Annotated in this window: 21 protein-coding genes; 12 read left to right on the forward strand and 9 right to left on the reverse strand. The window is 63.9% G+C overall.

Annotated elements, in window-relative coordinates; translation table 11 throughout:
* From LB551_RS23675 to LB551_RS23705, 7 genes are all read right to left on the reverse strand, one after another.
* The gene (locus LB551_RS23675) at window positions 1–1,026 is read right to left on the reverse strand and encodes a MotA/TolQ/ExbB proton channel family protein (protein ID WP_140550838.1); all 1,026 of its coding nucleotides are present in this window, start codon (window positions 1,024–1,026) and stop codon (window positions 1–3) included.
* A gap of 105 nt (window positions 1,027–1,131) precedes the next feature.
* Window positions 1,132–1,815, reverse strand: a complete 684-nt coding sequence (trhA, locus tag LB551_RS23680; protein ID WP_224660587.1) for a PAQR family membrane homeostasis protein TrhA — start codon at window positions 1,813–1,815, stop codon at window positions 1,132–1,134.
* 81 nt (window positions 1,816–1,896) lie between these two features.
* Entirely contained in the window at window positions 1,897–2,697 is an 801-nt protein-coding gene (locus LB551_RS23685; RefSeq protein WP_224660588.1) for an inositol monophosphatase family protein, read from the reverse strand.
* An 86-nt stretch (window positions 2,698–2,783) separates the two neighbouring features.
* The gene (gene efp / locus LB551_RS23690) at window positions 2,784–3,350 is read right to left on the reverse strand and encodes an elongation factor P (protein ID WP_140493174.1); all 567 of its coding nucleotides are present in this window, start codon (window positions 3,348–3,350) and stop codon (window positions 2,784–2,786) included.
* A 143-nt stretch (window positions 3,351–3,493) separates the two neighbouring features.
* Window positions 3,494–4,534 (reverse strand): tetratricopeptide repeat protein, encoded by a 1,041-nt coding sequence (locus tag LB551_RS23695; RefSeq protein WP_224660589.1) that lies wholly within the window; start codon window positions 4,532–4,534, stop codon window positions 3,494–3,496.
* 1 nt (window position 4,535) lies between these two features.
* The gene (locus LB551_RS23700) at window positions 4,536–5,183 is read right to left on the reverse strand and encodes a thiamine phosphate synthase (RefSeq protein ID WP_224660590.1); all 648 of its coding nucleotides are present in this window, start codon (window positions 5,181–5,183) and stop codon (window positions 4,536–4,538) included.
* Between the two features lie 132 nt (window positions 5,184–5,315).
* Window positions 5,316–6,221: a DMT family transporter gene (locus LB551_RS23705; RefSeq protein WP_224660591.1), complete on the reverse strand. Its 906-nt coding sequence runs from the start codon at window positions 6,219–6,221 to the stop codon at window positions 5,316–5,318.
* 128 nt (window positions 6,222–6,349) lie between these two features.
* Between LB551_RS23705 and LB551_RS23710 the strand changes: the two genes are divergently transcribed.
* The 3 genes from LB551_RS23710 (at window position 6,350) to LB551_RS23720 (ending at window position 8,506) form a co-directional block, all read left to right on the forward strand.
* The gene (locus LB551_RS23710; protein WP_224660592.1) at window positions 6,350–6,790 is read left to right on the forward strand and encodes an Lrp/AsnC family transcriptional regulator; all 441 of its coding nucleotides are present in this window, start codon (window positions 6,350–6,352) and stop codon (window positions 6,788–6,790) included.
* 99 nt (window positions 6,791–6,889) lie between these two features.
* Complete coding sequence (locus LB551_RS23715) at window positions 6,890–7,618, forward strand: class I SAM-dependent methyltransferase (RefSeq protein WP_224660628.1); 729 nt, start codon at window positions 6,890–6,892, stop codon at window positions 7,616–7,618.
* A gap of 117 nt (window positions 7,619–7,735) precedes the next feature.
* The gene (locus LB551_RS23720; protein WP_140493196.1) at window positions 7,736–8,506 is read left to right on the forward strand and encodes a sulfite exporter TauE/SafE family protein; all 771 of its coding nucleotides are present in this window, start codon (window positions 7,736–7,738) and stop codon (window positions 8,504–8,506) included.
* A gap of 21 nt (window positions 8,507–8,527) precedes the next feature.
* On the opposite strand, the gene LB551_RS23725 is transcribed toward LB551_RS23720, so the two are convergent.
* A complete protein-coding gene (locus tag LB551_RS23725; RefSeq protein ID WP_224660593.1) occupies window positions 8,528–9,079 on the reverse strand; it encodes a DUF2269 family protein in 552 nt (183 codons plus the stop codon).
* Between the two features lie 327 nt (window positions 9,080–9,406).
* Here LB551_RS23725 and LB551_RS23730 point away from each other — a divergent pair, with 327 nt between their 5' ends.
* From LB551_RS23730 to ruvB, 5 genes are all read left to right on the forward strand, one after another.
* On the forward strand, window positions 9,407–9,787 hold the full coding sequence (locus LB551_RS23730) for a cbb3-type cytochrome c oxidase subunit I (protein ID WP_140550847.1): 381 nt from the start codon (window positions 9,407–9,409) through the stop codon (window positions 9,785–9,787).
* Between the two features lie 382 nt (window positions 9,788–10,169).
* Complete coding sequence (locus tag LB551_RS23735; RefSeq protein WP_224660594.1) at window positions 10,170–10,703, forward strand: DUF1465 family protein; 534 nt, start codon at window positions 10,170–10,172, stop codon at window positions 10,701–10,703.
* Window positions 10,704–10,795: 92 nt separating this feature from the next.
* On the forward strand, window positions 10,796–11,335 hold the full coding sequence (gene ruvC / locus LB551_RS23740; RefSeq protein ID WP_224660595.1) for a crossover junction endodeoxyribonuclease RuvC: 540 nt from the start codon (window positions 10,796–10,798) through the stop codon (window positions 11,333–11,335).
* Window positions 11,332–11,952 carry a Holliday junction branch migration protein RuvA gene (ruvA, locus tag LB551_RS23745; RefSeq protein WP_140550849.1) on the forward strand — a complete coding sequence of 207 codons (621 nt, stop codon included), beginning with the start codon at window positions 11,332–11,334 and terminating at the stop codon, window positions 11,950–11,952. The genes ruvC and ruvA overlap by 4 nt, the downstream gene beginning before the upstream one ends.
* A 43-nt stretch (window positions 11,953–11,995) precedes the next feature.
* On the forward strand, window positions 11,996–13,033 hold the full coding sequence (ruvB, locus tag LB551_RS23750; protein WP_140493220.1) for a Holliday junction branch migration DNA helicase RuvB: 1,038 nt from the start codon (window positions 11,996–11,998) through the stop codon (window positions 13,031–13,033).
* Between the two features lie 107 nt (window positions 13,034–13,140).
* Here ruvB and LB551_RS23755 read toward each other — a convergent pair whose 3' ends face one another.
* Window positions 13,141–14,391 (reverse strand): glycoside hydrolase family 5 protein, encoded by a 1,251-nt coding sequence (locus LB551_RS23755; protein WP_224660596.1) that lies wholly within the window; start codon window positions 14,389–14,391, stop codon window positions 13,141–13,143.
* A 57-nt stretch (window positions 14,392–14,448) separates the two neighbouring features.
* Here LB551_RS23755 and ybgC point away from each other — a divergent pair, with 57 nt between their 5' ends.
* The 4 genes from ybgC to LB551_RS23775 all read left to right on the forward strand — a co-directional run bounded on the left by ybgC (window position 14,449) and on the right by LB551_RS23775 (window position 17,525).
* Window positions 14,449–14,919 carry a tol-pal system-associated acyl-CoA thioesterase gene (gene ybgC / locus LB551_RS23760; protein WP_140550851.1) on the forward strand — a complete coding sequence of 157 codons (471 nt, stop codon included), beginning with the start codon at window positions 14,449–14,451 and terminating at the stop codon, window positions 14,917–14,919.
* 269 nt (window positions 14,920–15,188) lie between these two features.
* Window positions 15,189–15,899 carry a protein TolQ gene (gene tolQ, locus LB551_RS23765; RefSeq protein WP_224660597.1) on the forward strand — a complete coding sequence of 237 codons (711 nt, stop codon included), beginning with the start codon at window positions 15,189–15,191 and terminating at the stop codon, window positions 15,897–15,899.
* An 11-nt stretch (window positions 15,900–15,910) separates the two neighbouring features.
* Window positions 15,911–16,363: a protein TolR gene (gene tolR / locus LB551_RS23770; RefSeq protein WP_140493239.1), complete on the forward strand. Its 453-nt coding sequence runs from the start codon at window positions 15,911–15,913 to the stop codon at window positions 16,361–16,363.
* 7 nt (window positions 16,364–16,370) lie between these two features.
* The gene (locus LB551_RS23775) at window positions 16,371–17,525 is read left to right on the forward strand and encodes an energy transducer TonB (protein ID WP_140550853.1); all 1,155 of its coding nucleotides are present in this window, start codon (window positions 16,371–16,373) and stop codon (window positions 17,523–17,525) included.
* Window positions 17,526–17,562: the final 37 nt, after the last annotated feature.

A 17,562-nucleotide genomic window follows, 5' to 3' on the forward strand; every position in this document is an offset into this window, starting at 1 on the left:
CTAGTGCACCCCGGTCTTCTTCAGGGCGTCGGCGATCTTTTCCAGCGTGTTGCGCATCGCCTTTTGTTCATCCGACTGCGCTTCGACCCAGTCGCGCATGATCTGCTGCTCGGAGCGCATGTTCTTGACCAGGCCGGAAATGCCGTCGGCGAGATTGGCCATGGCGGTGGCGACGCGCGGGTTGGAGCCGCCGCCATTCTCCTGCATGCTGCGCAGCCGCTCCGACAACAGGCGGATTTCGTCGGAAGGCTCGGTGCGGACTGCGTCGGAGACGACGATATCGGACGACAGGTCGGTGACCGAGGACAGCCAGTTCTCCAGCTCGGTGTAAAAGCGCGTCTGGGCGCGGCCGGCCTGCAGGTCGAGGAAACCGAGCACGAGCGAGCCGGACAGGCCAAACAGCGAGGACGAGAAGGCCGTGCCCATGCCGGAGAGAGGCGCCGAGAGCCCTTGCTTCAGTGAATCCAGCACAGCGGCCGCGTCGCCCGTACCGGGATCGAGCGATTCGATTGTCTCGCGGATGGAGCCGATCGTGTTCAGCAGGCCCCAGAAGGTGCCGAGCAGGCCAAGGAACACCAGGAGGCCCACGAGATAGCGCGACGTGTCGCGGCTTTCATCGAGGCGCGTGGCGATGGAATCGAGCATGGTGCGCATCGAACTGGTTGAGAAGGCCATGCTCGCGGAGCGGCCGATCATCGCCTTCATCGGCGCCAGCAGCACCGGTTCGGTGATCTCGGAGCCGGCGCGGAACGAATTGACCCAGCGCACTTCGCGAAACAGCCGCCCGACCTGGACGAAAGCCAAAAGAATGCCGACGGCAAGCACGCCGATGATCAGGCCGTTGAGCCCCGGATTGGTGACGAAGGCGGTCGAGATCTGCCGGGTCAGGATCGCTGCGATGAAGGCGACGATGGCCAGGAAGATGACCATGGTCAGCAGGAAGACCTGCGGGCTCGACAATTTATGTGGGTCGTAGATCAGCACGTCGGAGCGCCTGCCCATGCCGAAGGATCTGAGAAAAGCCATCCGTGCCCCGTTTCCGATGCCGCTGCCGCCGATCACGTCGTCGGCGACTCTAAACGGAATTGTGACCAAATTGAATGGTGCTTGGCAATATTGCCGCGAGCGGTATCAGAGACGGTTGATGACCAGGCAATCGACCATCGCCGCCAGATGCAGGCCGGCGCCGGTGACCACGAAACCATGCCACAACGCGTTGTGAAAACGCAGCCCCTTCCAGGCGAAGAAGATGACGCCGCAGGAATAGACGATGCCGCCGGCAACGATGAGCACGATCGCCGTCGTTGGCAAGGTGGCGACGAGCGGCTCGACCAGGACGATGCCGCTCCAGCCGATGGCGAGATAGAAGACGATCGCCAGCCGGTCGAAGCGGCCGGGGAAAAACACCTTTATGGCGATGCCGATAATGGCCGCGGTCCAGACCAGGACGATCATCCAGCCGGCCAGCGCCGAGCCGTCGAGCTGCGCGAGAAAGGGCGTGTAGGTGGCGGCGATCAGCAAATAGATCGCCGCGTGGTCGAAACGCCGCAAGATCCATTTCACCGGCGAGGTCACCGGCCATAGATTGTAGGTCAGCGACACCGACAAGACGGTGAGCAGCGACACGACATAGAAGGCGGCGGCGATGTATTCTCCCGGTCCGACCCGGAAAGCGGCCAGCGCCAGCAGCGCCGAACCGGCCGCGATCGCCAGCACGATGCCGACGGCATGGACGATGCCGTCGGCGATCATCTCGGCACGCGAGTAATGCCAGCGTCCGATGAAGGGAATGTCGAGCTCCGGTGTATTCGCCATCGATCGTCCTGCGTCACCCGTATCTGGGCAATCGCCGGACAGTATTTCAAGCTTTGTTGGCGGTTTTACGACTGCGGCGCTTCAGCGCGGCGCGAACGGTTTTTTCACGGTTTTCAGGAGGGCGCGCTGGATGGTCTCGTTGCCGGCGACGACCGAGCCGTTGTCGAGCATGTCCTGTCCGCCGTCCATGTCGGAGGCGAAGCCGCCCGCTTCGCGGATCAAGAGCAGGCCGGCGGCGATGTCCCAGGCCGACAGGCCGACTTCCCAGAACCCGTCCATGCGGCCGGCGGCGACGTAAGCGAGATCGAGCGAGGCCGAACCCAGGCGCCGGACGCCGGAAACCTCGGCCATGACATTTCGTAATTCGACCAGGAAATTGCCATGCTGGCCACGCCCCAGATGCGGCACCCCGCAGCCGATGACGGCGTCGACGAGCTTGGTGCGGCCGGCGACACGCAGGCGGCGATCGTTCATGAAGGCGCCGCCGCCGCGTTCGGTCGTATAGAGCTCGTCCATGGCCGGGTTGTAGATCACGCCGGCCACGATCTGGCCCTGGCGCTCGAGCGCGATCGAGACAGCGAAAAGCGGAATGCCGTGCAGGAAATTGGTGGTGCCGTCGAGCGGATCGACGATCCAGCGGTGCTGGCTGTCATCGCCGGCGATCGTGCCGCGCTCTTCCATCAGAAAGCCGTAACCGGGCCGCGCCTTCGACAGTTCGGCAAATACAATGTCCTCGGCCTTGCGGTCGGCCTGGCTGACATAGTCGCCCGGCCCCTTCATCGAGACCTGCAGGTTCTGGACCTCGCCGAAATCGCGCGACAGCGAGCGGCCGGCCTTCATTGCGGCCTGGACCATGACGTTGAGAAGGGCTGAGCGTGCCATCGTAATTCTTCCTGCTGCCGCGCTTTAACCTTTGTCCTGATGCGTGTCGGTGACCCAAAACCGGGGCCACTTTTGGGCGACCTGCATCAGTCGGCGCGGCGCATATAAGTGATTTCATTGGTATCGACGACGATACGCTCCCCCGCGCCGATGAAGGGCGGCACCAACACGCGGATGCCGTTTTCCAGCACCGCGGGCTTGTAGGAAGAGGCCGCCGTCTGGCCCCTTACCACCGGGTCCGCCTCGGTGATGGTCAGCGTCACCTGGTCGGGGAGCGAAATGCCGATCGGCCTTTCCTCGTAGAGCTGGACCGTCACCATCATGCCATCCTGCAGGAAAGCGGCGCGGTCGCCGACGAAGTCCTTCGCCAGCTCGAGCTGCTCGTAGCTCTCGGTATCCATGAACACCAGGGCGTCGCCCTGCTCGTAGAGGAAGGAAAAATCCTTAAGATCGAGCCGGATCTGCTCGACCGTCTCGGCCGAACGGAAGCGCTCGTTCAGCTTGGTGCCGTTGATGAGGTTCTTCAGTTCGACCTGGTTGTAGGCGCCGCCCTTGCCCGGCTTGACCGTGTTGGTCTTGACGGCCACCCACAGGCCGCCATCGTGCTCGATGACGTAGCCGGGACGGATTTCGTTGCCGTTGATCTTGGCCATGGTGATGTGATCCGGGAATGAGATTTTTTCGCGGGACAAGCGATTTCGGGCCCCCAAGACCACAAATCGCCGGAAGAGGCAAGGGAGTGGGCAGGATGGGCCGAGTTACGGGGCGACGCGCCGGCCGATTTCGCCAACCGCCATCAAGGCAAGCGGTTTGCCTTCTGCAATGCCTGCTTGGTCTGGTCGTCGCTCAGCCCTTGCAGGAAATCGTCCATCTCGGGGTCGATGAGGCCGGCGCGGCGGGCGACAATGTACCAGGCGCCGGCAAGCACGAGGTCCGGCTCGGTGCCGATGCCTTGCATGTAGAGTTTCGCCAGGCGGTTCTGGGCGGCGACATTGCCGCCTTCAGCGGCCTGTTTCATCCAGCCGAAGGCGGATTTCAAATCACGCCCGCCGCCGCGGCCCTCGATCATCCAGGTGGCGAGGTCGAGCTGCGCGGTGTCGTAGTTTTGCCGCGCGGCCTGCGCCAGCAGGCGCCGGGCCTGGGCATCGTCGCGCGGCTTGCCGCCGACGCCGTTGGCATAGATCTGCGACATCGCATACTGGGCGTCGGCGAGGCCGGTCGTCGCGGCGCGCTCGTAATAGGTCACGGCCTTGGCGATGCCGGCGTCGCCCGGGTCCTGCTGGACCAGCATCTGCGCGAAATTGAATTGCGCCAGCCGGTTGCCCGCTTCGGCAGCGGCCTGCATCAGCGCATAGGCTTCCTTTTCGTCCTTTTTGACGTAGCGGCCGTCGAGCAGCATCAGCGCATATTGGAACTGCGATTCCGGCACCCCTTGCTCGGCGGCAGCGGCGTACCATTTCGCCGCTGCGGCCGCGTTGAGGGGCACACCCAGTCCGCGCGACAGGATCTCGGCCACCAGCGTCTGCGCCGCCGGGTCGCCGTTTTGCGCGCGCACCAGCGCGAGGTTGTAGGCGGTCTTGTAGAGTCCGCGCTGGAAGGCGCCGTAGGCCGCGTCCGCCGGCTTGGCGCCGAAGCGGTCGGGGTTAACGGTGTCGGCCGAAGGCAATCGCGCTGGTTCGGCGGTGGTGGCGGGCTGCGGCAACTGCTTTTCGATCGGCTTGTCGGTATGCACGCCGACATCCGGCTTGGGGTGCGGCAAAGGAACCGTTTCGGCGGCAGCGGCCTGGATCATGACCGCAGCAAGCAGGGCCTGAAGGGGAAGCCTTGCCGAAGACACGTCAGTCCTCGAAGCGCGGTGCGGTTTCGTCGAGCAGGGCATTGGCTCGAGCGATAGCCGCTTTGGGATCGACGCCGTCGGCGAACACCGCACTCGACAGCGCAACGAACTCGGCGCCCGTATCTGCAACCGCTTCGACCGAAGCGAGCTCCGATCCGGCCATGACGATGCAGGGGATCTGGATCATCTGCGCCCACCATCGCCCCAGCGCCAGGTTGCGCGGATGCGGATCGGGCTTGTTGTCGTAGCCGAAGCGGCCGAAGAAAATATAGTCGGGCCTGACTTCGCCGAGTTCGAGCGCGTCATCACGGGTTTTGGCACCGCCGGCGCCGACCATCATTTTTGCCTGGAAATGCTCGACCGTCTCGGCGAGTTCGGCCTTGGAGACCTCGACATGGATGCCGTCGGCCTGGACACGCCCGGCGATGCGCGTATCGCCGGCAATGACGACCGCGATGCCGGCTGCCTGTGCCGCCGGCACGATTTCGGCGGCGAAGGCCTGGAAGGAGGCTTCGTCCATGCCGTTCTGCGGCAGGATCAGCGAGGCGACGTCGCCACCGTCGAAGGCCGAGACAATATGGGCGGCCGGCACGCCAGATGGCGCGATCAGCACGATGCGGCAGCGATTGGGGGGCGTTGCGTCGTTCATGGTATTCGATCCCGGGTTTCGCCTATGCCGGGCGAAGATGGTTGGATTGCGGCATAGAGCAAAGTGCCCGCTTTGAACAGGCGGGGCGGGCGGGATCGCTATTTTCGACCGCCGAAGCGCCGGCGACCGGCGTTACTCGATCGGATGCGGGCATGCCGAGGCAGGCCTCGGCTTCCACAATGTCCAGCCTAGATTCATGCCGGCGGCCGCGATCAGGATGGCGGCGGCGCCGACGACCTGGCTAAGATGCAGGCGATGGCCGAATGCCGTGACGTCGACCAGGATCGCGACGACCGGGTAGATGAAGGAGAGCGATCCCTGCAGATGCGTCGGCAGCTTCTGGATGGCACCGTACATCAGGATGTACATCAGGCCAGTGTGGACGATGCCGAGCGTCGCCAGCATGGCCCAGCTCGAGGCGCCGGTCGGAAGATGCGAAAGATTGGCGAAGGGCGCCAGCATGACGACGCCGACGCAGACCTGGACGAGCGCGATGAGATGCGGCGGCGTGCCCTTGAGCTTCTTGGTGACGATGGCGGCGACGGCCCAGAAGAAGGCTGCGGCCAGCGCCATCAGAATGCCGGCGAAATAGTTGGTGCCGACAGTGCCGGCATCGGGGGCGGCCTCGACGATCAGCACCATGCCGGCGAAGGCGATTGCCAGCCAGGTCAATTTCGTCAGGGTCAGCCGCTCGCCGAAGAAGAGCGCGCCGAAGCCGACCAGCATGAAAGGCTGGGTGTTGTAGACAGCGGTGGCGATCGAGATCGATGCGCGCGAGAATGCGCTGAACAGCAGCAGCCAGTTGATGACGATGGCGGCGCCACCGAGGGCGGCGATGGCGAAAACGCGAAGCGACAGCCTGTTGCGCAACAGGCCAAAGCCGGCGCAGATGAAGAGCAGCGTCACCGCGCCGAAAGCGCAGCGCCAGAACACCACATCCATGATAGGCTGGCCGGACAGGACGACGAACCATCCGATCGTTCCCAGGATCGCCATTGCGGCGGACATTTCGATCGTCCCACGTGCTGTATCGTTCACGGCAAACCTCCAAAGCGTTGCGCACATAATCTCATGCGGCTTCAGGGGTTTCCATGAAATTAGAAAGGTTATAAGCTGATTTCACCGAATTTAAAAAGGCATAGCTCTAGAAATCCTGAGAATGTAAAATGCTTGACGATCTCGACCGACGTCTCCTCGAAATCCTGGTGAGGGATGCGCGGACTTCGCTGAAGGAGCTGGCCGGCCAGGTCGGGCTGTCGTCACCGAGCGTTTCGGAGCGGCTGCGGCGGCTCGAGGAGCGCGGCGTGATCCGGGCTTTCACCGTGGAGATCGACCCGCTGGCGCTCGGCTATACGTTGCAGGCGATCGTGCGCATCAAGCCGCTGCCGGGCAAGCTGCACATCGTCCAGAAGCTGATCGAGGAGATCCCCGAATTCGGCGAATGCGACAAGGTGACGGGGGACGACTGCTTCGTGGCCAGGCTGTTCGTGCGTTCGATCGGCGACCTCGACGGTATCCTCGATCGCATCGCAGACAAGGCCGAGACCAGCACCGCCATCATCAAGGCGCAGCCGATCCGGCGGCGGCCGCCACCACTCGACGCATGATCGGTCCGCGTTTCTTGACTCTGCTTGGCGCTGATGGAAATGCGTGGCGGCTCCGCCAGACAGTTACATGAACACAGCTATATGAACAACGAGGAAAACATGGCGCAGAATGTCTATGATCAGCCGGATTTCTTCGCAGGCTACAGCCAGCTCGGCCGTTCCATCGAAGGGCTTGACGGCGCCGCCGAGTGGCCGGCGCTGCGCGCGATGCTTCCCGACGTCAGCGGCTTGCGAATCGTCGATCTCGGTTGCGGCTTCGGCTGGTTCTGCCGTTGGGCGCTTGAGCACGGGGCCCAGGAGGTTCTGGGTCTCGACCTGTCGGAAAAGATGCTCGCCCGGGCGCGTGCCGCCGGCCCGGATGCCGGCATCGTCTACGAGCGGGCCGATCTCGATGATCTCATCCTGCCGCGGGCGGCTTTCGATCTCGTCTACAGCTCGCTTGTCCTGCATTATGTCAGCGATGCCGCGCGGCTGTTCCAGACCGTGCACCAATCCCTGGTCCCCGGCGGGCATTTCGTCTTCTCGACGGAGCATCCGATCTATATGGCGCCGACCCATCCCGGGTGGTCTGTCGATGCCGAAGGCCGCAAGACATGGCCCATCGACCGGTATCTGGTGGAGGGACCGCGCAAGACGGACTGGCTGGCCAGGGGAGTGGTGAAACATCACCGCACCATCGGCACCACGCTCAACACGCTGATCCGGTGCGGCTTCACCATCGAGCATGTCGAGGAATTCCGTCCGACGGACGCGCAGATCGCGGCCAAACCCGAACTGGCGGAAGAGCTCGATCGGCCGATGTTCCTGCTGGTCTCGGCACGGCGATAGGCGAGAGCAGAATGGGCCGGCCTTGCTGTGGCGAGGCCCACATTTGCTGTCGCTCCGCTCGGGAATCTGGGCTATTCAGGCGTTGACGCGCTTTCCCTCCAGACCAGTCCCTCCTCCATGTCAGGCCTGCTTTCCGATCCGTGGTTCTACGCGGCCGCCGTCCCGGCGGTCATTCTGGTCGGCCTGTCCAAGGGCGGGTTTGGCGGCGCGGTCGGTTTCGTCGGCGTGCCGCTGATGGCGCTGACCATGCCGCCGGTGCAGGCGGCGGCCATCCTGCTGCCCATCCTGTGCCTGATGGACATCGTTTCGGTATGGACGTGGTGGGGCGTCTATAACAGGAAGATGCTGGTCGACATGATGCCCGGCGCGGTGATCGGCATCGGTCTCGGTTGGCTGACGGCCGCACTGGTCACCGAGGAGGCGGTGCGGCTGATCGTCGGCGCCGTCGCCATCATCTTCGTGCTGCGCTGGCTCTATCTCAAATACCGCCACGGCGCCGACCATGCGGCGCAGCCCAACCGCGTGGCCGCCGCCCTCTGGGGCACGGTCGCCGGCTTCACCAGCTTCGTCGCTCATGTCGGCGGCCCGCCCTTTCAGGTCTACGCGCTGCCGATCCGGCTCGACCCGAAGGTGTTGTCTGGCACGGCGGCGATCTTCTTTGCCGCCACCAACGCGCTGAAGCTCGTTCCCTATTTCGCGCTCGGCCAGTTCGACAGCACCAATCTGACCGCGTCGGCGGTGCTGATGCCGCTGGCGCCGCTATCCACCATCGCCGGCGCCTGGCTGGTGCGCCGCATGCGTCCGGAGATCTTCTATCCCTTCACCTATGCGACGGTGGCCGTCGTCGCGGTGAAGCTTCTGTGGGACGGGATCGCCGGCCTGATGTAGCCGGGACCGTTTTCGCCTGCCTCAGGCGACGCTCGGCACCATGCGCCTTGGCCGGCCGAACGCCAGGGTGGCGCCAGCCGCCAACACCAGCACCATGGCGGCAAGGACCATGAAGTCGTGGATGGTCGGCTTCAGCACCATGTCGGCGATGATGACCAGCATCACCGCATAATCGAAGCGCGCCGCCCGCAGGATGCGCTGGCCAAAGGCAAGGGCGGCCGGCGTCACGCCATCCCTGGCGATCATCGCGCCCATGCGGTCGGCGCTCGGCTTGAAGACGAACATGCCGATCGAGAAGGTGGTGGCGTAGCCGGCAAGACCGATCAGGATCCACAGTTGCGAGAAGCCGACCCAGAACCAGCACATGATCAGCCCGAAGGCCAGCGTCAGCATCGACATTGGCGCGAAGAAGCGGTTTCCCAATTCGCCCGTGGCCCGCATTGCCTGCAGCGTTCCCTGGATGTTTCCCGAGCGGTCGGCAAGCGTCGCCAGCACCATCAGCGCGAAGCCGCCGCCGACCCACAGGGTCGCCGAAAGGATGTGCAGCAATTTGACGATGGAATACCAGTCCATGGCTTTCTCCCCGGTGCCTGATGTAGCGAAGGAAGCGAGCCGTCGCCCGCCCACCGCTTCGATGGCTAAGCGTTTATCGCCGCGCCTGTTTCGGAACGATGTCGTGAAAAAACCAGTTCTGTTTCAAGTGCCGGCTAACGTAAGGAGCCGCTGATATTGCGAGCGCGCCATCCGGTTTTCTGCTATTATGAGCGGCGTCCGGGGGCGCGACATCGTCCAGAAACAGTGCCGATGCTAGTGCGCCCGCGCCGGGAGCCCGGTGGCGAGAGCAATCGCCTGACGATCAACCCTTTCCCGAACACGGGAAAGGCAACTCGGGGGAAAGATATGCAAGGGGTAGCACGGAATTTCTTCACGCTGGCCGTTATCTATGCGCTGTGCGGCATGGCGCTTGGCCTGTACATGGCGATCAGCCAGGACCATGGCCAGATGCCGACCCACGCCCATACGATGGTCGCTGGATGGCTGATGTCGGCGGTCTTCGCCTTCTTCTATCACCTGTTTCCGGCGGTCGGACAGAAGACGGTTGCCGTCGTTCACTTCTGGCTGACCGCAATCAGCGGCATCGGCCTTTTGATCGGGCTCTACTTCCTGCTTGGCGGCAATGCCGCGATCGAACCGCTGGTGGCGGCGTCTTCGATGGGTTTCTATGCGGCCTTGCTGCTGTTTGCCTTCATTGCCTTGCCGGCGGTGTGGAAAACGGCCTGAGTCGAGGCTCGGCACGTCCTTCGGAAACTGTGCTGTTACGGCACAGAAGCGCGGCGTTCGCTCAAAAAACATCGGCGCCGTTAACGGTTCATTAAGCTTTACAGGCGTTTACTATGCGCATCCAGTGATCTGGATTCTTACCGAGTGGTTGGAGCCACTTTGTTTGACGCCTCCCTGTTAAACTCCTGAGAGCCGCCTTATCCGCGGCTCTTTTTTTTCCGCGTTCCGGCGGCACCGCCCGCGCCGGATCGCGTTAACCTTCTGTTAAACATGTGCTTGCCTTCACCCCGGACGAAGCGCATTTTCAAGCTTCAGTTATATAGGGTTCCGGGTGTATCGGCAGTAAGCCGAATCGGCCGGTTGCAAGTGCAGGGGCGTATCGATGAACGAGCCTTCGAAGGGCAGCGCGAAAACCGTCAAGCTGGCGGAACGTCGGGTCTTTTCGCACTCCTTCAAACCGCTCTACCAGGAAGGCATGGGGCTGGTCGAACAGGCGGCGGAATATCTCGACGGCAAGGGCCGGGCCGAGGCCAGGAAGCTGTCGCGGCTGGCGGCCACGCTCTATGCGGCCGAATCGATGCGGCTGACCACCAGGCTGATGCAGGTCGCCTCGTGGCTGCTTCTGCAGCGCGCCGCGAATTCCGGCGAGATGACCCGAGACCAGGTCGCGTCGGAAAAGTCCAAGGTGCGCCTCGACACCGCTTCCGCCCATGACGAGGCGGCCGGCTGGGCCGAACTGCCCAAGGATTTCCTCGACCTCGTCAACCGGTCGCTGCGCCTGCAGGCACTGGTGCGCCGCATGGACGAGGAGATCTACGGCGCCGGCGCGGTGGTCGACATGCAGCCCATGAGCCGCCGGCCCAATCCGGTCTCGGACCAGATCAGCCTGCTCAATACGGCTTTCGCCCGCAACTAAGGGCGTCGGAGCATCTCTGGCCCAGCGGGCTGCTGTTTCCGGTTTGTTCACATTTCGCTGGCATCGCTGTCTCCGGGAGGTAGAGTAACCGGATGGGGGACGCGATTCGCATCATCGGTATCGATCCGGGGCTCAGGCGCACCGGCTGGGGCATTGTCGAAAGCCTCGGCAATTCGCTGCGCTTCGTCGCGTCCGGCACGGTGCGTTCCGAAGACAAGGCGGCGCTGGCGACGCGGCTGTGCCAGCTGCATGACGGGCTGGCTGAAATCCTGCATACGGCCATGCCGCACGAGGCGGCCGTCGAACAGACCTTCGTCAACAAGGATGCGGTGGCGACGCTGAAGCTCGGCCAGGCGCGCGGCATTGCCATGCTGGTGCCGGCGCGGGCCGGCCTCGTCGTTGCCGAATATGCGCCCAATGCGGTGAAGAAGGCCGTCATTGGCGTCGGCCATGGCGACAAGAAGCAGATCCACATGATGGTCAAGGTACTGTTGCCGAAAGCTGTCTTCGACACCGAACATGCCGCCGACGCGCTCGCCATAGCCATCTGCCACGCGCATCACCGGCAGAGCGTCGCCTATCTCCTGAAACGCACCCATGAGGGCCTATCTTCCATGAAAGATCTGGCATGATCGGCAAGCTCAAGGGTACGCTCGACGAGATCGAGGAGGACCACTGCCTCGTCGACGTGCATGGCGTCGGCTACGTCGCCTACTGCTCGGCGCGCACGCTTGCCGCGCTGCCTTCACCCGGCGAAGCGGTGGTGCTGTTCGTCGAGACCTATGTGCGCGAGGACATGATCCGGCTCTACGGCTTCCAGTCGGTGCTGGAGCGCGAATGGTTCCGGCTGTTGATGAGCAATGTGCAGGGCGTCGGCGCCAAGGTGGCGCTGGCCATCCTGTCGACGCTGGCGCCGGCCGACCTTGCCAACGCGATCGCGCTGCGCGACATCGCCATGGTTTCCCGCGCGCCCGGCGTCGGCAAGAAAGTGGCCGAGCGCATCGTTACCGAATTGAAGAACAAGGCGCCGGCCTATGCCGGTGCCGCCTCGGGCACGATCGGCTTGAAGCAGGAGCTCGGCGAAGGCGTGGCAGCCGCGCCGATCACAGACGCGGTCTCGGCCCTGGTCAATCTCGGTTATTCCCGCGACACCGCCGCCAATGCGGTGGCGGCGGCACTGAAGACGGCGGGCGAGGAGGCGGACGCGTCGAAGCTGATTCGCTTCGGGCTCAAGGAACTGGCGCGGTGAGCGCACGCTTGTCCGGTTCCCGGCCATATGCAAGGAAGGCGGCATGAGCCTTTCCCCCCGTCTCATCGCTCCGGAAAAACGCGGCGAGGATGCCGATCAGAGTTTGCGGCCGCAGACGCTTGACGATTTCGTCGGCCAGGCGGCGGTGCGGGCCAACCTCAAAGTGTTCATCGAGGCCGCCAAGGGCCGCAAGGAAGCGCTCGACCATGTGCTGTTCGTCGGTCCTCCCGGGCTCGGCAAGACGACGCTGGCGCAGATCATGGCGCGCGAGCTCGGCGTCAACTTCCGCTCGACCTCCGGACCGGTCATCGCCAAGGCCGGCGATCTCGCCGCACTCTTGACCAATCTCGAGGAAGGCGACGTCCTGTTTATCGATGAGATCCACAGGCTGAACCCCGCGGTGGAAGAGATCCTCTATCCGGCGATGGAGGATTTCCAGCTCGACCTGATCATCGGCGAGGGCCCGGCGGCGCGCTCGGTCAAGATCGACCTTGCCCGTTTCACGCTGGTGGCCGCCACCACGCGGCTCGGCCTGCTCACCAATCCGCTGCGCGACCGCTTCGGCATCCCGGTGCGGCTCAACTTCTACACGGTCGAGGAACTGGAGCAGATCGTGCGGCGCGGCGCACGCATCCTGCAAATGCCGCTCGGCGATGACGGCGCGCTGGAGATCGCGCGGCGCGCGCGTGGCACGCCGCGCATCGCCGGCCGGCTGTTGCGCCGCGTGCGCGATTTCGCTTCGGTTGCCGGCGATGGTCATGTGAACCGCTTGATCGCTGACGAAGCCTTGACCCGGCTGGAGGTCGACGCGCTCGGCCTCGATGCGCTCGACCGCCGCTATCTTTCGATGATCGCACGCAATTTCGGCGGCGGGCCGGTCGGCATCGAGACGATCGCCGCCGGCCTGTCCGAGCCGCGCGACGCCATCGAGGACATCATCGAGCCCTATCTCATCCAGCAGGGTTTCATCCAGCGCACGCCGCGCGGCCGGGTGCTGACGGCCAATGCCTGGCGCCATCTTGGCCTCGACGCGCCGAAGGACCTGGCGCAACAGCAGATCAACTTGTTTCAGGAAGAATAGCGGCCCCCGCGGCGGCGTTCGGACCGGCCATCGAGCGTCCGCGACAGCTTTGCGGCGTGCGACCGGAGATCTTGCTGATCGGTTCGGGCGGCGCGGAGCAACGGCGCTCAGTGAAGCGACCGGATCACGTTCATCACGTCGGGCTCGGCCTTGTCGCTATTGAAGGCGTCGACGATGCCGAAGGCGCCGCCGTAACTCCACACCGACCAGGAGAAGCCATGCGCCTCGGCGCGTGCGATCATGTCCCGGACATAGGCGGCGCGGTACCCGGCCGGCATCACATGGGGATTGCCGTATTCCTGGCGGATCATGCCGAACTCGCCCAGCGTGACGTTTTCCGGCTTGATGCCGTTGGCCTTCGCCCAGGCATCGACGGCCTTGAACGGCGCATCCATGAGGCCAAGCAGCTTGGCGTCGGTGTCCATGCTGGCGACCTGCTCGTCGAGATAGGCAAGCAGGCCGCCCTGCCGCGCCCATGGCGCCTCGGCCTTGATCCTGGCGCGGATGGTGTCGAGCGTGACGTCGAGTTCAGCCCGCGGCACCGCGGTCAGCGGGTAGGGCAAGCCGGTCACATAGGGAATGAAATCGCCGGCCCAGGTCGCGCCCTGATGGGTAAGCAGGAACGGATCGTAGGAATGGAAGGTCCAGATGACGTTGTCGTCCGGAATCGCCTTCGGATCGATTTTTTCCAGCGACGACGCCGCGGAATAGCAGGCCCCGGTCAGCACAAGCGTCAATCTCGTCGCCGAAGAGCGCGCCGCGGCGAACAATCTCTGCTGGCGTTGCGGCCACAGGCTGGTGCCGTCGGCGTTGCAGTCGACGATCGGTTCGTTCATAGGCTCGAAGGCGACTTGCGCCGGATCTTCCCCGGCGAGCATGCGCGCCATCTTGCGCACCATCTCGACATAGGCAGCGAATGTCGCCGGGTTGTTCATCACCTCGGCCATACCGATCTTGCGCCCGCCGCCGGCGGGGATCAGGTGCATGTCGACGACAACCTTCAAGCCGGCGCGGTTGATCATGCGGACAGAGTCCAGCACGCTGGCATAGAGATCGTCGCGCAACGCCCCAGTCTTTTCGGAGAGGAAGGGCGAAGGATCGACCGGCATGCGCAGGAAATCGAAGCCTGCATCCTTCAAAGCCTCGAGATCGTCGGCCTTGAGAAATCTGCGCCATTCCGGGTAGGGCAGGATGGCCTTGGCGTCGCCCCACCGGTCTTCGCCCGGCCAGGTCACCCACTGGTCGAGATTGAGCCCGCGCTTCATCGAGAAGGTCGCGGCCTGGCCAGGCCCGACCAGAGCCATGAGCGCGAACAGCGCCCTCACCAAGGTCTTGATCATCGTCGTCAACAGTGCCATCCGATGCCATGTCACGCGCGGCACAGGTGCCTTGCCGCGACTGAAAAAGGAAGCGCAATGGACGATCATGGTGAATCCGCGACCTTGCTGGCGGGGATTTCCGGTGCGCTGACGGCGTTCGGCCACCGGCTGATGGCACGGGTCTACTATGCCGACACCGACTTCTCCGGCGTCGTCTACCACGCCCGCTATCTCGAATTCCTTGAGCGCGGCCGCTCCGACTATCTGAGGCTGAGCGGCGTGCACCACACCGAACTTGCCGATGGCAAGCATGGCGAAAGAATAGTCTGGGTGGTGCGTCGCATGGAGATCGACTTTCGCGTCCCGGCCCGCATGGACGACATCCTGACGATCGACACCCGGACCGAGGAAATCTCCGGCGCGCGCATCTTCATGGCGCAGCAGCTCAAGCGCGGCGACGAGGTGCTGGTCGAGGCCAGGGTCGAGGCGGCGATCATCGGCGAGAATGGCCGGCCACGCCGCTTCCCCAGGGAATGGATCGCAGCGTTCATGCCCAAGGCGGATTAAAGGGGTCGACTCCCCTCGTGTCGCCAGCGCTGGCCTTGAGGCGCGGCAATGCGCCGCGCCTGACGGACTAACCCATCCTTAACCATAACGGTTCATGAAGAGATTGGTGAAGATTGGCGCTATCCAGCGCCTTCCTTTTACCAATATTTGCCCCGAAAAGGCCGCGAAAGGCATGGTTGGGGTTGTTCCGGTAGCTTCGTGCGAACCGACCACAAGGGATGCCAAGGGCCAGCCGCCAGCTTCGCCCGGAAAATCTTAAGGACGTTACGATGGAAAATATCGCACTCGCCGAACCGGGCGCGCAATTGTCGATTTGGGCGCTGTTCATGCAGGCCAGCTGGGTGGTCAAGCTGGTCATGATCGGGCTGCTCTGCGCCTCGGTCTGGACCTGGGCGATCATCGTCGACAAGCTGGTATCCTATGCCCGCATGCGGTTGGCGCTGAACCGGTTCGAGCAGGTGTTCTGGTCGGGGCAGTCGCTGGAGGAGCTTTACCGCACGCTTGCCGACCGCAAGACATCGGGCATGGGCGCCATCTTCGTCGCCGCCATGCGCGAGTGGAAGAAGAGTTTCGAGAAAGGCGCCAAGTCGCCGCTCGGCTTGCAAACCCGCATCGACAAGGCGATGGACCTGGCGCTGACCCGCGAGATGGAGAAGCTCGAAGGACGCCTCGGCTTCCTCGCCACGACGGGCTCGGCGGCCCCGTTCATCGGCCTGTTCGGCACCGTCATCGGCATCATGACGTCGTTCCAGGCGATCGCCGGCTCCAAGAACACCAGCCTGTCGGTGGTTGCGCCCGGCATCGCCGAGGCGCTGCTGGCCACCGCCATCGGCCTGCTCGCCGCCATTCCGGCGGTCATCGCCTACAACAAGCTGTCATCGGACGCGAGCAAGATCGCGGTGCGCATGGAAGGGTTCTCCGACGAGTTCTCCGCCATACTCTCGCGCCAAATCGATGAAAAAGTAGTGCCGAAGGCCTGAGGAGTAAGCCGATGGGAATGTCCGTAGGCATGGCTGGACGTGGCGGACGCGGCCACAGGCGGCGCGGCCGCCATCATGGCCTTATCGCCGAAATCAACGTCACGCCGATGGTCGACGTGATGCTGGTCCTGTTGATCATCTTCATGGTCGCCGCCCCGCTTTTGACGGTCGGCGTGCCGATCGATCTGCCGGATACGCAGGCCAAGGCGATGAATGCCGACACGCAGCCGATCACCGTCTCGATCAATGCCGCCGGTCAGATCTATCTCCAGGAAACCGAAATCCCGATCGAGGAATTGGTGGCGAAGCTGCAGGCGATCTCGAAGACCGGCTATGACGAGCGCATTTTCATTCGCGGCGACAAGTCCACCGACTACGGCACGGCGATGAAGGTGATGGCCCGCATTTCGGCCGCCGGCTACAAGAATATCGGCCTGGTTTCACTGCAGGAACAGGATCAATAAACCCACCATGAGGACCGGCCTCACCACATCGGTGATCATGCATGCGGCGCTGATTGGCTTCGGCTTGTTCACGCTGTCGGCACCGGCCGCGCTTCCGTCGGCCGATGTCGAATCGGTCGCTGTCGACATCGTTCCCATCGAAGCCACTGCCCAGGTGCTGCAGGGCGACAAGAAATCGGTGGTGCATGAAAAGCCGGCGCCCTTGCCCACACAGCGTCCCGATGTGGTGCCGGATGCGCAGAAAGTCGGCGAGAACAGCGTCGATACCGACAAGCCGATAACGCCCGAGGCCAAGCCGAAGCCGGTCGACATGACATCGGCCCCGCCGCCGGCGCCAACGCCGATCGAAAAGCCGAAGACCGAGGACGTGCCGAAGCCGCAGGAAAAGCCCAAGCCGACGCCGGCCACGGAAGTGGCTCCCGCGCCGCAGCCCAAGGAAGAGGTCAAGCCCGAGCCGGTCAAGCAGACCGAGCCCAAGCCGACGCCGGCCAAGGAGCCGACACCGGCGCCGCCACAGGACAAGACCGCGGCCATCGAGCCGACGCCCGAGGTGAAGCCGGACGCGGTCGCCCAGGCGATCGCCAAGGACCAGCCTGACGATGCCCAGCTGCCGGACTCCGCGCCTGCGCCGCAGGCGCGGCCGAAGCCGCAGCCGGCACAGGCGGAAAGCGCCAAGGCCCCGGAGCGCAAGGACGCCGACAAGCCGGTCAAGGAGGCTTCTTCCAAACCGAAGTCGGATGACAAGCAGTTCAATTCCGACGAGATCTCAGCCCTGCTGGACAAGCAGAAGCCGTCCGGCGGCGGCGCCAAGCGTTCGACACAGCAGGCTTCGCTCGGCGGCGAGAAGGACCAGGGCCAGAAGCTGTCGAGATCAGAACTGGGCGCCTTGTCGGATCAGCTTGGCGGTTGCTGGACGTTGCCGGCGGGGCTGGAGGGCTCGGAGAATTTCGTCGCCGTGGTCATGTTCAACCTCGACCCCTCGGGCAAGCTGGATGGCCGGCCCACCGTCGAGAAATCGAGCGGAAACCGGCAGTTCGATGAAAGCGCCGTGCGTGCGGTTCAGAAATGCAACATGGCCGGCCTTCAAGTTCCGGCGGGCAAACAGGACATCTGGGCCCAGGTCCGTGTCACTTTCGATCCGAGGGAAATGCTTGGCCTTTGAGGCCTGCCCTCCGCAGAATCAGCGAAGAGAAGCGAGA

The organism is Mesorhizobium sp. BR1-1-2, from assembly GCF_020165435.1.
In the GTDB taxonomy this organism is placed as follows: Bacteria; Pseudomonadota; Alphaproteobacteria; order Rhizobiales; family Rhizobiaceae; genus Mesorhizobium.

Bases quoted from the DNA above. Each gene is read 5' to 3' on its own strand.
- LB551_RS23775 (WP_140550853.1), top strand. From the start codon at position 16,371: ATGAGGACCGGCCTCACCACATCGGTGATCATGCATGCGGCGCTGATT.
- ruvC (WP_224660595.1), top strand. From the start codon at position 10,796: ATGGGGGACGCGATTCGCATCATCGGTATCGATCCGGGGCTCAGGCGC.
- tolQ (WP_224660597.1), top strand. From the start codon at position 15,189: ATGGAAAATATCGCACTCGCCGAACCGGGCGCGCAATTGTCGATTTGG.
- LB551_RS23715 (WP_224660628.1), top strand. From the start codon at position 6,890: ATGGCGCAGAATGTCTATGATCAGCCGGATTTCTTCGCAGGCTACAGC.
- tolR (WP_140493239.1), top strand. From the start codon at position 15,911: ATGGGAATGTCCGTAGGCATGGCTGGACGTGGCGGACGCGGCCACAGG.
- LB551_RS23710 (WP_224660592.1), top strand. From the start codon at position 6,350: ATGCTTGACGATCTCGACCGACGTCTCCTCGAAATCCTGGTGAGGGAT.
- LB551_RS23730 (WP_140550847.1), top strand. From the start codon at position 9,407: ATGCAAGGGGTAGCACGGAATTTCTTCACGCTGGCCGTTATCTATGCG.
- LB551_RS23725 (WP_224660593.1), bottom strand. From the start codon at position 9,079: ATGGACTGGTATTCCATCGTCAAATTGCTGCACATCCTTTCGGCGACC.
- trhA (WP_224660587.1), bottom strand. From the start codon at position 1,815: ATGGCGAATACACCGGAGCTCGACATTCCCTTCATCGGACGCTGGCAT.
- LB551_RS23755 (WP_224660596.1), bottom strand. From the start codon at position 14,391: ATGGCACTGTTGACGACGATGATCAAGACCTTGGTGAGGGCGCTGTTC.
- LB551_RS23685 (WP_224660588.1), bottom strand. From the start codon at position 2,697: ATGGCACGCTCAGCCCTTCTCAACGTCATGGTCCAGGCCGCAATGAAG.
- efp (WP_140493174.1), bottom strand. From the start codon at position 3,350: ATGGCCAAGATCAACGGCAACGAAATCCGTCCCGGCTACGTCATCGAG.
- LB551_RS23735 (WP_224660594.1), top strand. From the start codon at position 10,170: ATGAACGAGCCTTCGAAGGGCAGCGCGAAAACCGTCAAGCTGGCGGAA.
- ruvB (WP_140493220.1), top strand. From the start codon at position 11,996: ATGAGCCTTTCCCCCCGTCTCATCGCTCCGGAAAAACGCGGCGAGGAT.
- LB551_RS23720 (WP_140493196.1), top strand. From the start codon at position 7,736: ATGTCAGGCCTGCTTTCCGATCCGTGGTTCTACGCGGCCGCCGTCCCG.
- LB551_RS23675 (WP_140550838.1), bottom strand. From the start codon at position 1,026: ATGGCTTTTCTCAGATCCTTCGGCATGGGCAGGCGCTCCGACGTGCTG.
- ruvA (WP_140550849.1), top strand. From the start codon at position 11,332: ATGATCGGCAAGCTCAAGGGTACGCTCGACGAGATCGAGGAGGACCAC.
- LB551_RS23700 (WP_224660590.1), bottom strand. From the start codon at position 5,183: ATGAACGACGCAACGCCCCCCAATCGCTGCCGCATCGTGCTGATCGCG.
- ybgC (WP_140550851.1), top strand. From the start codon at position 14,449: ATGGACGATCATGGTGAATCCGCGACCTTGCTGGCGGGGATTTCCGGT.